Source organism: Bacillus luti (assembly GCF_009739945.1).
GTDB classification, from domain to species: domain Bacteria; phylum Bacillota; class Bacilli; order Bacillales; family Bacillaceae_G; genus Bacillus_A; species Bacillus_A luti.
Map to the genome: position 1 here is coordinate 411,618 of NZ_CP040336.1, position 12,225 is coordinate 423,842.

The following is a 12,225-nucleotide window of genomic DNA, read 5'->3' on the forward strand; positions in this document are numbered from 1 at the left end:
ATATGACAATCGGTACATTACCTTTCGATCAAGAAACAATCCGTCAACGCGCAAGCGAAGTAAACGAAGCTGCTTGGTTGACTGAGTTCCGCTTACAAGCTCTTGCACAAGCAACTGAACTTCCAATGCCAACGCCTGATAAAACGAAAATTGAAAAATGGGACTTTATCGGAAAAGGCGACGCTGCTAAGCAAGAGCCTGTAAGTTCTTTAACAGAGCTTCCAGAAGCAGTGAAAAACTTAATCGATGAAAATAACAGCGTATTAGTGCAACGTACTGGTACAACTGCGTTCGTTTCTTTAGCAGACGAAGCAAAAGAAAAAGGTGTTATTTTCACAGATATCATAACAGCAGCAACTGAGCATGCTGAACTATTACAAAAGTATTTAATGAAAGATGGCGTGAAAGTAGACGAGCATCGTCTAACTGCACTTCATGCTGCATTAATCAACGGCGGTGCATTCGTATATGTTCCGAAAAACGTTGTTCTTGAAACTCCACTTCAAGCTGTATTCTTAGTAGACGGCGAAGAAGCTAACGTATATAACCACGTATTATTCGTAGCTGATGCGAACAGTACTGCAACTTATGTAGAAAACTACGTTGCAAATGAAAATGCTAAAGGTATTGCAAATATCGTAGCAGAAGTAATCGTGGAACAAGGCGCACAAGTGAAATTCGGTGCGGTTGATCTATTAGCAAAAGACGTAACAACTTACGTGAACCGCCGCGGTACAGTAGGACGCGACGGCCGTATTGATTGGGCTCTAGGCCTTATGAATGACGGAAACACAATTTCAGAGAACGTTACGAACTTAATGGGCGACGGTTCATATGCTGATACGAAAACAGTAACAATTGGCCGTGGTAACCAAACGCAAAACTTTACAACTAAAGTTGTTCACTTCGGTAAACATTCTGAAGGTTGGATTTTAAAACACGGTGTACAAAAAGATAGTGCAACATCTATCTTTAACGGAATCGGTAAGATTGAGCACGGTGCATCTAAATCAAATGCACAACAATCTTCTCGCGTTCTTATGTTAGATGAAAAAGCTCGTGGGGATGCAAACCCAATTCTTTTAATCGACGAAGATGATGTTATGGCAGGTCACGCAGCTTCAGTAGGCCGCGTAGATCCATACCAACTATACTACTTGATGAGCCGTGGTATTCCAAAACGCGAAGCAGAACGTTTAGTCATCCATGGATTCTTAGCACCTGTAGTTAATGAGCTTCCAATTGAAGGAGTAAAGGCACAGCTTGTTGAGGTAATTGAAAGGAAAGTTCGCTAATGAATATTCATGAAATACGCAAACAGTTTCCAATTCTTGATCAAAAAGTGAACGGCAAACAACTTGTTTATTTCGATAGTGCAGCAACTTCTCAAAAACCAATTCAAGTCATTGAAACGTTAGAACGTTACTATAAAGAATATAATTCTAACGTGCATCGCGGTGTTCATACGCTCGGTACGAAAGCTACCGACGCGTATGAAGGTGCACGCGAGAAAGTTCGCAAGTTCATCAATGCGAAATCAATGGAAGAGATTATTTTCACGCGCGGAACGACAACTGCATTAAATACAGTAGCGGCTAGCTATGGTCTTGAAAATGTAAAAGAAGGCGATGAAATCGTTATATCTTACATGGAGCACCATAGTAACATCATTCCGTGGCAGCAAGTTGCGAAGAAAACGGGTGCAACTTTAAAATACCTTCCGCTTCAACCAGACGGTACAATTTCTTTAGAAGATGTTCGTCAAACAGTTACACCGAATACAAAAATCGTTTCTATTATGCAAGTATCAAACGTACTTGGAACGATTAACCCTGTAAAAGAAATCGGAGCAATCGCACATGAAAACGGCGCAATTATGGTCGTTGATGGTGCACAAAGTACACCTCACATGAAAGTGGATGTACAAGATTTAAACTGTGATTTCTACGCATTATCTGCTCATAAGATGTGCGGACCTACAGGTATCGGCGTATTATATGGTAAGAAAGAATTGCTGAACAATATGGAGCCAATTGAATTTGGCGGTGAAATGATTGATTTCGTGGATTTACAAGAATCTACTTGGAAAGAGCTTCCGTGGAAGTTTGAAGCAGGTACACCGATTATCGGTAATGCAATCGGACTTGGTGCGGCAATTGATTTCCTAGAAGAAATCGGTCTTGAGAATATTGAAAAGCATGAGCATGAATTAGCGCAATACGCTTTAGAAAGACTATCAGAAGTAGACGGCGTTACAATTTATGGTCCAAAGCATCGCGCTGGTCTTGTTACATTTAATATTGAAGACGTACATCCTCACGATGTAGCGACTGTATTAGATGTAGAAGGCATTGCAGTTCGCGCAGGACACCACTGTGCACAACCGCTTATGAAGTGGCTGAAAGCTTCTTCAACAGCACGTGCGAGCTTCTATTTATATAATACAAAAGAAGAAATTGATACATTTGTTGAATCGCTAATCAAGACAAAGGAGTATTTCACAAATGTCATTTAATAATTTAGATACGTTATACCGTCAAGTTATTATGGATCATTATAAGAATCCTCGTAACCATGGCGTGTTAGAAGATAGTGTTACCGTTAACTTGAACAATCCAACTTGCGGTGATCGTATTCAACTTACGATGAAAGTGGAAGAGGGTATTGTACAAGAAGCGAAGTTTGAAGGCGAAGGATGTTCTATCTCAATGTCTTCAGCTTCAATGATGACACAAGCAGTAAAAGGTAAGAAAATTGAAGAGGCACTTCAGCTTTCTAAAATTTTCTCTGACATGATGCTAGGAAAAGAGTACGATGACAGCATCGATTTAGGAGATATTGAAGCATTACAAGGCGTATGCAAGTTCCCTGCACGTATTAAATGTGCGACATTAGCGTGGAAAGCGTTAGAAAAGGGCTTAAACGAAGATAAGTAATGTTAAAGGTTCCTAAAAACGAGGTTATCTAAGGAGGGACACACCAACATGGCGAAGCAACTGCCAGATATCGGCGATTATAAATATGGTTTCAAAGACAAAGACGTTTCGATTTTCCGTGCTGGACGCGGTTTAACAAAAGAGATCGTTGAAGAGATTTCACGTATGAAAGAAGAACCACAGTGGATGTTAGACTTCCGTTTAAAATCACTGGATAAGTTCTACGAAATGCCAATGCCACAATGGGGCGGCGACTTAAACGACTTAGATTTCGATGAAATTACGTACTACGTAAAACCATCTGAGAAATCTGAGAAGTCTTGGGATGAAGTACCTGATGAAATTAAAGCGACATTTGATAAATTAGGTATTCCAGAAGCTGAGCAAAAATATTTAGCTGGTGTATCTGCACAGTACGAATCTGAAGTTGTATACCACAACATGAAAGAAGACCTAGAAGCTCTAGGAATCGTATTTAAAGATACAGATAGCGCATTAAAAGAGAACGAAGACATTTTCCGTGAGCATTTCGGAAAAGTAATCCCACCAACAGACAACAAATTCTCTGCATTAAACTCTGCAGTTTGGTCTGGTGGATCATTCATCTACGTTCCAAAAGGTATTAAAGTTGATACACCACTTCAAGCGTATTTCCGTATTAACTCTGAAAATATGGGACAATTCGAGCGTACGCTTATCATCGTAGACGAAGGCGCACACGTACACTACGTAGAAGGTTGTACAGCACCTGTTTACACTACTAACTCACTTCATAGTGCGGTAGTAGAAATCATCATCAAGAAAGATGCATATTGCCGTTATACAACAATCCAAAACTGGGCGAACAACGTATACAACCTAGTTACAAAACGTGCGGTTTGTGAAGAAAACGCAACGATGGAATGGATTGACGGTAACATCGGATCTAAATTAACGATGAAATACCCAGCAGTTATCTTAAAAGGCGAAGGCGCTCGTGGTTTAACATTATCTATCGCGATTGCTGGTAAAGGCCAACACCAAGATGCTGGTGCGAAAATGATTCACTTAGCACCAAACACGTCTTCAACAATCGTTTCTAAATCGATTGCGAAGCATGGTGGTAAAGTAACTTACCGTGGTATCGTACACTTCGGACCAAAAGCGAAAAACTCTCGCTCTAACATCGAGTGTGACACGTTAATCATGGATAACCAATCTACATCTGATACAATTCCTTACAACGAAATCAAAAACGATTACGTTTCACTTGAGCACGAAGCGAAAGTATCAAAAGTATCAGAAGAACAATTATTCTACCTAATGAGCCGCGGTATTTCTGAGCAAGAAGCTACAGAAATGATCGTAATGGGCTTCATCGAGCCATTCACTCGCGAACTTCCAATGGAATACGCAGTTGAAATGAACCGTCTAATCAAGTTTGAGATGGAAGGTTCTATTGGTTAATAGATTAAGGAAGCGCCCTGCTGTGCAGGGCGCTTTTTTATGTTGTGTAAGCTCGTGCTGGATCGAGATGAGAAGAGAAGAGGCGGGGATACCAGGATGGGTGTTCAACTAAATATATCAACGATTTTTCAAATATATCGACGTTTCGACAAGGAATATCGACTTACCAACAAATTACGACATGGCAGAGAGGAATGTATACCCGGCAGCTATACGAAAAGCAGGTAAGTGAGGCAAAGATACTGACAAATCCCAAATCTCCAACCTCCATCATCTCCTCTAGCTACAATCGTTCCACAGAAAATCTCCTCAAACTAGAAAAAGTAATATAAAGCTTCTCATATGAAAAGGGCAATTTTTTGCTTTTTCTCATAATGCGAGTACAATGTAAAATAGCAAGAAAAGACGAAAAGTATTTACAGGATTATTGCGTACGTATAGCGTAAATGGCAGTAAGGAACTGAGAGGAGGTTTTTTCTCTGAATATAAATAAAGAAACAATCATCCACCTTTATCATACAAACGATATACATAGTCATTTTGAAAATTGGCCACAAATTTCTCGGTTTGTACAAGGAGAGAAAAAGCGAAGACAGGCAGCGGGAGAGGCTGTTTTAACTGTAGATATTGGCGATCATGTGGATCGTTTTCATAGTATTTCGGAAGCGACAAATGGGCTTGGAAATACGCAGCTTTTAAATGAGGCGTTATTTGATTATGTAACGATTGGAAATAATGAAGGAATTACGTTAGCGAAGGAACATTTGAACCGTTTATATGATGATGCTGGGTTTGAGGTGCTCGTTGCGAATTTATTTGAAAAAGAAGGTATACGTCCAGCATGGGCAAAGCCTTATAAATTACATACAACGACAGATGGTATTACGATTGCTTTTATCGGATTAACGGTTGCATATCCAGACTTTTATGAGATGCTTGATTGGCATATTGAGGATCCGATTATCCATTTAGAATCCATTTTAGAAGAGGTTAAGGATACGGCTCATGTTACTGTTGTCCTTTCTCACCTTGGAAAAAGCATGGATGAGTATATGGCAGAGCATTATGATATAGATGTTATTTTAGGAGCACATACGCATCATTTATTTGAGCGAGGCGTTCTTATGAATAATACTTTGCTTTGTTGTTGTGAAAAGTGGGGACGTTACGTTGGTCACGTACAGCTTACTGTGGATAAAGAGACGAAGAAACTATTGAAGAAAGACGGTAGAGCGATTAAGACAGAACGGTTAGGTGCTTATAGCGAACCGTTATCCACAATTGAAGTGCTGCAGGAGGAAAGTAAACATATAATGGCAGAGCCTGTCGTTCATTTAAAAGAATCACTACCGGTCGATTGGTTTCATGAGACGACGTTTGCGCACATGTTAGCAAATGCGCTGAAAACGTGGTGTGATGCAGAGATTGGCATGGTGAACGCTGGTGTACTTCTTGAAGGACTAAAAGAAGGTGTTGTGACGCGCGGAGATATTCACAGAATTTGTCCACATCCAATTAATCCATGTTTATTAAAAGTGCCAGGGAAAACGTTAAGGGAAGTTATTTTGAAAGCGCGCCGCCCGAATATGGAGAACCTTGAGGTGAAAGGATTCGGATTTCGTGGAAAAGTAATGGGGAAAATGATTTACGCTGGTGTAGAAGTCATTCCAGATACGATTCCTGGGAATAAAATTTTACTGGAAGATGTATTAATTAACGGGGAATCGCTGGAATTAGATCGTATATATACGGTAGGAACAATTGATATGTTTACATTTGGCTACTTATACCCAGAGCTATCCACACTTCCTGACAAACAATATTATATGCCAGAATTACTTAGAGATGTGTTGACAGAGGTGTTAATAACTCATACATCTTCCGTCAAACTATAGGCTAGTTAACTTGTAACACTCATTTTTCTCTTGTCATACAGATAAGAAAGAGAGGAGTGTGAACTATGGTTAATGTGGAGCCAATTATAATCGATAATCATACGTTTATTGCCGTTAGCGTCAAACTTCCAAAGACAAACTTGCTAGCTGTAATGAGCGATAAAGGATATATTATGTGCGGTGCATTAGATGTAGGTCTTTTAAATGAGAAGTTAGGTGATCGAGGAATTATCGCTGGCCGCGCGGTTGGTGTGAGAACGATTGAACAACTTCTTGAAGCACCGCTAGAATCAGTAACGATTGAAGCCGAAGCTTTAGGTATTACGGCTGGCACAATCGGAAAAGAAGCATTATTAAAAATGAGATAAGCATATATCGTCCCTCCTTCTTGCATAGAAATGATATAAGAAGGAGGTTTTTTTATGAGTATATTTCGTTCGAAAAATTCGCGGTTTCGAAGGGGCCCTATTTCCTTTCGGCACATACTGCTTATGTCGTTTATTCTTTTTGTCATATTACTCGTGCAAGGATTATGGATTGTAAATAGCGGTATTCAGCCGACATTAATTAAATATGGAGAAGTAGAGACGCAGAAAATGGCGACAGCGGTTATGACGAAGGCGGTAAAAGACAGAATTAATGAAGGGTTCGATGTCGATTCGTTAATGAAAGTACAAAATGATAAAAACGGGAAAGTATCCACAATTAATTTAAATACGAAGCAAGTAAATGAAATCGTAACGTCAACGACCACATACATAGAAAAATATTTACAGCAAGTAGAGCAAGGTAATTTGAAAGAGCTAGGTCTTTCTGAAAAAAATGGGGCAACGATGTCGGTTCCTTTTGGGCGTGTAACGGATAATGCGCTTCTTGGAAATATAGGACCAGATATTCCAATTGATTTCACTACCATTGGTCATGTGAATACGGATATTAAACAAAAAATTGAGCCGCATGGGATTAATACGACAGCGATTCAAATTGTTATGGAGATGGAAGTAACATTACAGGTGATTATTCCATTTCATACGAAAGAAATAAAGGTGAAACAAAATGTTCCGATTGCAACGCGTATCGTTCAAGGAGAAGTGCCTACTTATTACGGAAGTGGAAGTGTTGTTGTACCGGATAAGAAGAAAACGGATAGTTAGATAAATAAAAAATAACCGTAGCAGTGTGCTACGGTTATCGTTTTGTATTCGCTCGTTCTTTTCGTTCCCACAGACTTAAATGCATATATGGATCGAAAGCCCATTCTGTATAACCATTGTCTTTATACATGCCGAAATGTAAGTGAGGTGGGAATTTTCCAGCTGTGCCAGGAGGACCGTAACCGGTGCTACCAACAAATCCGATTACTTTTCCGGGCTCGACAATTTGTCCAAGCTGTATTTCTTTTGAAAATCCGCCTAAATGAGCGTAATAATGGTAATTGTTATGCAGGTCGCGAATACCGATGCGCCATCCACCAAGACGGTTCCAGCCTTTTGTTTCAATGATGCCATAGCAAGTAGATCTTACTGGTACGCCATAGCCGGCAAAAATATCGGTTCCTTCATGAATTCTTCTTCCTCCAAAACTTCTTCCAGCGCCAAATGTACTCCGGTAGCTATGGTCACTACGAATCGGGAGAGGGAAGGCATTTCCTTCTAAGTTAATACGTCCATACTGTTTATAAATTTGGGCGTATTCGGTAATTAAATCAACTGTTTTCGCACGTCTATAATATTCCCAAAGCATAATTTTAATACGGTCTTCGGACGTTCCTTGTTTCTTTAAAATAGTCGCTGCAGTATGCAGAAGATCACGATCGTTATTTGCATTTGCAAATCCATCTTTATCACCATCTAAACCCATTCCACCAAATAGAGAAATTGTATGGGGGAGAGTATCGTTACTATTAACAGGTCCAGCCCATATTTCTGGTTTGAAATAAAGGGAAATGATGGAATCTGGTTTTTTGGGAATATCTTTTCTTACGCTCCGTATATTTCTTTCATATTGATCCATTGCAGCTAAGTAATACCACGGAATGCCTGAAGATTGCTCGGTTTCTTTATATAGTGCCATGCGCTTTTCGTATATGCTTTGCTGATTATCTTCACCGTAAGCGATGTTTTGGTGGAGAAGAAAGCAAATCGAAAGCAAAAGAGAAATTTTTCGAAGCATGAAATAGACTCCTTTCACAACATCACTCTTTTTAGTGTGGGATATACGGAGTATTTCATTATAGGGAACGATTGGAAAAAATCTTAGAATCTTCATTTGAGCAAATCGCTTTCATACGTTAGAATAGATATGTTACATTGAAAGAAGCGAACACGGTAAACTATTTCATATTGTGCGGAGTTGATAACCATGACAAAACAAACAGAATATAAGCGCAAGCCCGAATGGTTGAAAATTAAGTTAAACACGAATGAAAACTATACAGGCTTAAAGAAAATGATGCGTTCTAAAAATCTTCATACCGTTTGTGAAGAAGCGAAATGTCCGAATATTCATGAATGCTGGGCTGTAAGGAAAACAGCAACATTCATGATCTTAGGTGCGGTTTGTACACGTGCTTGTCGTTTTTGTGCGGTTAAAACAGGCTTACCAACTGAGCTTGATTTACAAGAGCCAGAACGCGTAGCAGATTCTGTAGTACAAATGGGCTTAAAGCACGTTGTTATAACAGCGGTTGCACGTGATGATTTAAAGGATGGGGGAGCAGCTGTTTTTGCTGAAACAGTACGCGCTGTACGTCGTAAAAATCCATTCACATCTATCGAAGTGTTACCATCTGATATGGGTGGGGTAGAAGAAAACTTAAAAATGTTAATGGATGCAAAACCAGATATTTTGAACCATAACATTGAAACAGTACGTCGATTATCTAACCGAGTTCGCGCTAGAGCAAAATATGACCGTTCATTAGAGTTTTTACGTCGAGCAAAAGAAATGCAGCCTGATATTCCAACTAAATCGAGCATTATGGTGGGCTTAGGTGAAACAAGAGAAGATTTAATTGAAGCAATGGATGACTTACGTGCAAACAATGTGGATATTTTAACTCTTGGACAATACCTACAACCATCTAAGAAGCATTTACCAGTTCTTAAATATTACCCACCAGCAGAATTTGCAGAGCTAAAAGAAATTGCACTTAGCAAAGGATTTAGTCACTGTGAAGCTGGCCCACTTGTGCGTTCTTCTTACCATGCGGACGAGCAAGTACGTTCTGCAAAAGAAAAAACAGCAGAAGCGAAATAATGAAAAAAGAGAGCTAATCATTAGCTCTCTTTTTGTTTGTACTCTAAGACTAGATTTGGACATGTTAATAAAATCTTCTTTAATTCCTCTGTGGATAATTCAATTGTAAATTCGGGTACACCAGGTGTAATTAAAATTTTATTATACGTATAGATGGAACTGTCCACAATAATTGTCACATCTTGTGAATAACCGAAAGGAGCTACACAGCCAGGGGGGCAGCCAGTCTCCATTCTTAGTTCATCAGGAGAACAGAGCGATAAGCTTTCTCCAGTTATTTCTTTCATCTCTCCTCGGTTAAGCCGAGTTCCTTCTAAAGTGAAAAATACGTAATACGCCCCGGATTTTGATTTTAAAAATAAGCTTTTACTTGGAGTACCTCGTAAGCCAAGCCTTTCTCGTACGATACAATCTGTCTCATAATCGAGTACTGGTTCGTGTTCAAATTTTTCATAAGAAACATTTGTTTTATGTAGTAAAGCAAGTACATCTTCGTACATATGGAGTGCTACCCCTTTCTATTGTTAGTACAGTTTCTTCTCGCGGCGTCAACTGAATGTTTCGGAAAGGGATATTACTTGGATGGTACGTCCCATAAGCGTTTTATGATAGATTGTTCATTTAGTGTAATTTCGTAAATATCAGGATTGGTTAAAGTTTTCCATTCATGAAAGCCAATGGAAGAATCAAAGTGCCTTAAAATTAATGTAAGTAAGTTGCCATGTGTAACGAGTAATGTTGTGTCATGCTCTAGTTTTAAAATGTCTTGGATAAGCGATATGGCACGGTCTGTTGCTTGTTTTGTTGACTCTCCGCCTGAGAAGGCAATATCTATGTTTGTAAAAGTGGATTCTAATTTTTGCATCCAATCATCCATTGGAACGTCGCTTAATATGCGTTCAGCTAGCCGTTCGTCTTCTTGGATAGATAAGTTAGCTTGAAGCGCATAGGGCCGAATGGAATCGATAGCTCGGACAAATGGGCTTGAAATAATATAGTTTATTTGTAGGTGATTTTCTAAGAGGAATGTAGCAAGGGTGTTTGCTTGTTCTCTTCCTACGTTTGTTAATTCGGCATCACGTTCTTGGCCAGTTGCGGAACAATGTCGTATTACAATAAGTTTTTTCATAATTCATCCCCATCTTTCAAGTTGACGCTTATATACTTCGACAAAAGTGGAAAATATTCCTTTTTTCTCGGAAAGGGCATAGTGATCTGAGTGTGTGGAAAAGTAATGTGGATAATGAAAATTGAGGTGCCATTATGAAAAAAATGATATGTATCGTATTCATGATTTGTTTTCTTGCGCAAATATCCACAACATATGCACAATCCAATCAAAAGTTAGACTATCCAAGCAATCGAAATAAGCCGTTTGTAAGTGAGGATGTGTTTTACGAACAGTTAGATAAGAAAACTTATAAAGAATATGAAAATGCAGCGTATAGCGTTCGTAAAAAAATTTCATTTAAAGAAGTGGCCGAGGAGGAATCTTCTTTCCGACAAAAAACAGCCGTGGGTTGTCGAAGTAAAGTGGTGCTGCAAGATGCTTTTGTTCACCCTGATCGCCAAGTGTATTTTTTCGCTTCCTTTTCTCAAAATGAAGTAGAAGAGTTTCATAAGTATATTGTTATAGATGCGGAAACAAAGAGAGAACTTCGAGCAGGGAAAAGTTATCATCACTATGATAATCCGTATAAAGTAAAACCGTAATCAGTGGGGTTTGTCCACTGATTACTAGTCTTACTACCCGTAATAACAGGATAAAAATAACCCACCAATTGGTGGGTTATTTTTTTACTCCGGTACACTCATTAATTTTGCTTTCATTTTGCGAATAAGAATGACAGCACCAATTGTGAAGAGAAGGGTAATTCCTTCTGCAACAAAGATGTTAATTGTATTTGTTTGGTAAAGTGCCGCGAAAAAGTCTACAAATGCGTGGAATAGTATAGCGTACACAAGGAATATATATTTCTTCTGTTTTACTGCGTATAAAACAAGCATTGTAAAGGCGATTTGTAGCACGAGTGCCATAATTCTTTCTAAGCTACCAAGGAAGTATAAGTAGGCAGGTTGCTGGATTAGCATGTCTTGTATAATGCTGAGCTCAGGCTTCTGTTCAACCAATCGAGTGAAGCTACCATCGTTAATAGAATTAGCAAAGATTAATGCTTGGAATGCAGAGAATCCGCCAACTAAAATAGATTCAATGCCGCCGTGACCAATTCCGTAAGCGAAGCCATCTTTATATTCTAGATATTTTTTTAGTAAGAAGAAGAAGGCAACGAAGCGTCCTAATTCTTCAAAAATACCAGCAGTCAGTCCGCCATAAAGTGCGAAGACAAATGGATTTTCTAAAATTGGAGCGATTGCTGGATTACCGCGCATAAATAGTTGGAACGGTGTTTCGAGAATTTGGGTAAATCCGATAAAGATAAGAACACCAACGCCGACTACTTTCCAATTAATATTATATTTTTTACGGAAATAAACGAGTACAATAATTGGGACCAGAATCGAGACAATGAGTTGAAAGATGATGCTGGCAATTACAGTATTTGAAACCATACTTTCACCGCTTTCTAATATATGTACATATCTATTATGCATGAAATGTGGGAGAGATGAAACTTTTAGTAATAAAATGAATTTACTTATTGACTCTAACGTTGCGTCATACTTTATCG

13 protein-coding genes are annotated in these 12,225 nt (G+C 39.0%); 9 read left to right on the top strand and 4 right to left on the bottom strand.

Going from position 1 to position 12,225, the window contains the following annotated elements; genetic code table 11:
- Window positions 1–2: 2 nt before the first annotated feature.
- From sufD to yunB, 7 genes are all read left to right on the top strand, one after another.
- Complete coding sequence (gene sufD, locus EUC40_RS02045; RefSeq protein WP_156573414.1) at window positions 3–1,295, top strand: Fe-S cluster assembly protein SufD; 1,293 nt, start codon at window positions 3–5, stop codon at window positions 1,293–1,295.
- Window positions 1,295–2,515, top strand: coding sequence for a cysteine desulfurase SufS (sufS, locus tag EUC40_RS02050; protein ID WP_050844670.1), 1,221 nt, complete (start codon window positions 1,295–1,297; stop codon window positions 2,513–2,515). Before sufD ends, sufS begins: the two co-directional genes overlap by 1 nt.
- A complete protein-coding gene (gene sufU, locus EUC40_RS02055) occupies window positions 2,505–2,936 on the top strand; it encodes a Fe-S cluster assembly sulfur transfer protein SufU (RefSeq protein ID WP_000009523.1) in 432 nt (143 codons plus the stop codon). Before sufS ends, sufU begins: the two co-directional genes overlap by 11 nt.
- Window positions 2,937–2,984: 48 nt before the next feature.
- On the top strand, window positions 2,985–4,382 hold the full coding sequence (gene sufB, locus EUC40_RS02060; RefSeq protein WP_001118824.1) for a Fe-S cluster assembly protein SufB: 1,398 nt from the start codon (window positions 2,985–2,987) through the stop codon (window positions 4,380–4,382).
- A gap of 503 nt (window positions 4,383–4,885) precedes the next feature.
- Window positions 4,886–6,277: a bifunctional metallophosphatase/5'-nucleotidase gene (locus EUC40_RS02065; RefSeq protein WP_156573416.1), complete on the top strand. Its 1,392-nt coding sequence runs from the start codon at window positions 4,886–4,888 to the stop codon at window positions 6,275–6,277.
- 65 nt (window positions 6,278–6,342) lie between these two features.
- Complete coding sequence (locus tag EUC40_RS02070) at window positions 6,343–6,645, top strand: YunC family protein (RefSeq protein WP_000248460.1); 303 nt, start codon at window positions 6,343–6,345, stop codon at window positions 6,643–6,645.
- Between the two features lie 54 nt (window positions 6,646–6,699).
- The gene (gene yunB, locus EUC40_RS02075) at window positions 6,700–7,431 is read left to right on the top strand and encodes a sporulation protein YunB (protein WP_071712695.1); all 732 of its coding nucleotides are present in this window, start codon (window positions 6,700–6,702) and stop codon (window positions 7,429–7,431) included.
- A 34-nt stretch (window positions 7,432–7,465) separates the two neighbouring features.
- Here yunB and EUC40_RS02080 read toward each other — a convergent pair whose 3' ends face one another.
- Window positions 7,466–8,449 carry a M23 family metallopeptidase gene (locus EUC40_RS02080; protein ID WP_156573418.1) on the bottom strand — a complete coding sequence of 328 codons (984 nt, stop codon included), beginning with the start codon at window positions 8,447–8,449 and terminating at the stop codon, window positions 7,466–7,468.
- A gap of 189 nt (window positions 8,450–8,638) precedes the next feature.
- Here EUC40_RS02080 and lipA point away from each other — a divergent pair, with 189 nt between their 5' ends.
- The gene (lipA, locus tag EUC40_RS02085; protein ID WP_000166375.1) at window positions 8,639–9,535 is read left to right on the top strand and encodes a lipoyl synthase; all 897 of its coding nucleotides are present in this window, start codon (window positions 8,639–8,641) and stop codon (window positions 9,533–9,535) included.
- Window positions 9,536–9,555: 20 nt separating this feature from the next.
- On the opposite strand, the gene EUC40_RS02090 is transcribed toward lipA, so the two are convergent.
- The gene (locus tag EUC40_RS02090) at window positions 9,556–10,035 is read right to left on the bottom strand and encodes a YbaK/EbsC family protein (protein ID WP_156573420.1); all 480 of its coding nucleotides are present in this window, start codon (window positions 10,033–10,035) and stop codon (window positions 9,556–9,558) included.
- A 74-nt stretch (window positions 10,036–10,109) separates the two neighbouring features.
- Entirely contained in the window at window positions 10,110–10,664 is a 555-nt protein-coding gene (locus EUC40_RS02095) for a histidine phosphatase family protein (protein ID WP_071712692.1), read from the bottom strand.
- Between the two features lie 134 nt (window positions 10,665–10,798).
- Between EUC40_RS02095 and EUC40_RS02100 the strand changes: the two genes are divergently transcribed.
- Complete coding sequence (locus tag EUC40_RS02100) at window positions 10,799–11,248, top strand: hypothetical protein (protein WP_156573423.1); 450 nt, start codon at window positions 10,799–10,801, stop codon at window positions 11,246–11,248.
- 84 nt (window positions 11,249–11,332) lie between these two features.
- Here EUC40_RS02100 and EUC40_RS02105 read toward each other — a convergent pair whose 3' ends face one another.
- A complete protein-coding gene (locus EUC40_RS02105; protein WP_156576905.1) occupies window positions 11,333–12,148 on the bottom strand; it encodes a YhfC family intramembrane metalloprotease in 816 nt (271 codons plus the stop codon).
- Window positions 12,149–12,225: the final 77 nt, after the last annotated feature.

Coding starts and splice junctions, on each gene's coding strand:
- sufD (WP_156573414.1), top strand. CDS start 3: ATGACAATCGGTACATTACCTTTCGATCAAGAAACAATCCGTCAACGC.
- EUC40_RS02095 (WP_071712692.1), bottom strand. CDS start 10,664: ATGAAAAAACTTATTGTAATACGACATTGTTCCGCAACTGGCCAAGAA.
- yunB (WP_071712695.1), top strand. CDS start 6,700: ATGAGTATATTTCGTTCGAAAAATTCGCGGTTTCGAAGGGGCCCTATT.
- sufS (WP_050844670.1), top strand. CDS start 1,295: ATGAATATTCATGAAATACGCAAACAGTTTCCAATTCTTGATCAAAAA.
- EUC40_RS02070 (WP_000248460.1), top strand. CDS start 6,343: ATGGTTAATGTGGAGCCAATTATAATCGATAATCATACGTTTATTGCC.
- EUC40_RS02080 (WP_156573418.1), bottom strand. CDS start 8,449: ATGCTTCGAAAAATTTCTCTTTTGCTTTCGATTTGCTTTCTTCTCCAC.
- EUC40_RS02090 (WP_156573420.1), bottom strand. CDS start 10,035: ATGTACGAAGATGTACTTGCTTTACTACATAAAACAAATGTTTCTTAT.
- EUC40_RS02100 (WP_156573423.1), top strand. CDS start 10,799: ATGAAAAAAATGATATGTATCGTATTCATGATTTGTTTTCTTGCGCAA.
- EUC40_RS02105 (WP_156576905.1), bottom strand. CDS start 12,148: ATGCATAATAGATATGTACATATATTAGAAAGCGGTGAAAGTATGGTT.
- lipA (WP_000166375.1), top strand. CDS start 8,639: ATGACAAAACAAACAGAATATAAGCGCAAGCCCGAATGGTTGAAAATT.
- sufB (WP_001118824.1), top strand. CDS start 2,985: ATGGCGAAGCAACTGCCAGATATCGGCGATTATAAATATGGTTTCAAA.
- sufU (WP_000009523.1), top strand. CDS start 2,505: ATGTCATTTAATAATTTAGATACGTTATACCGTCAAGTTATTATGGAT.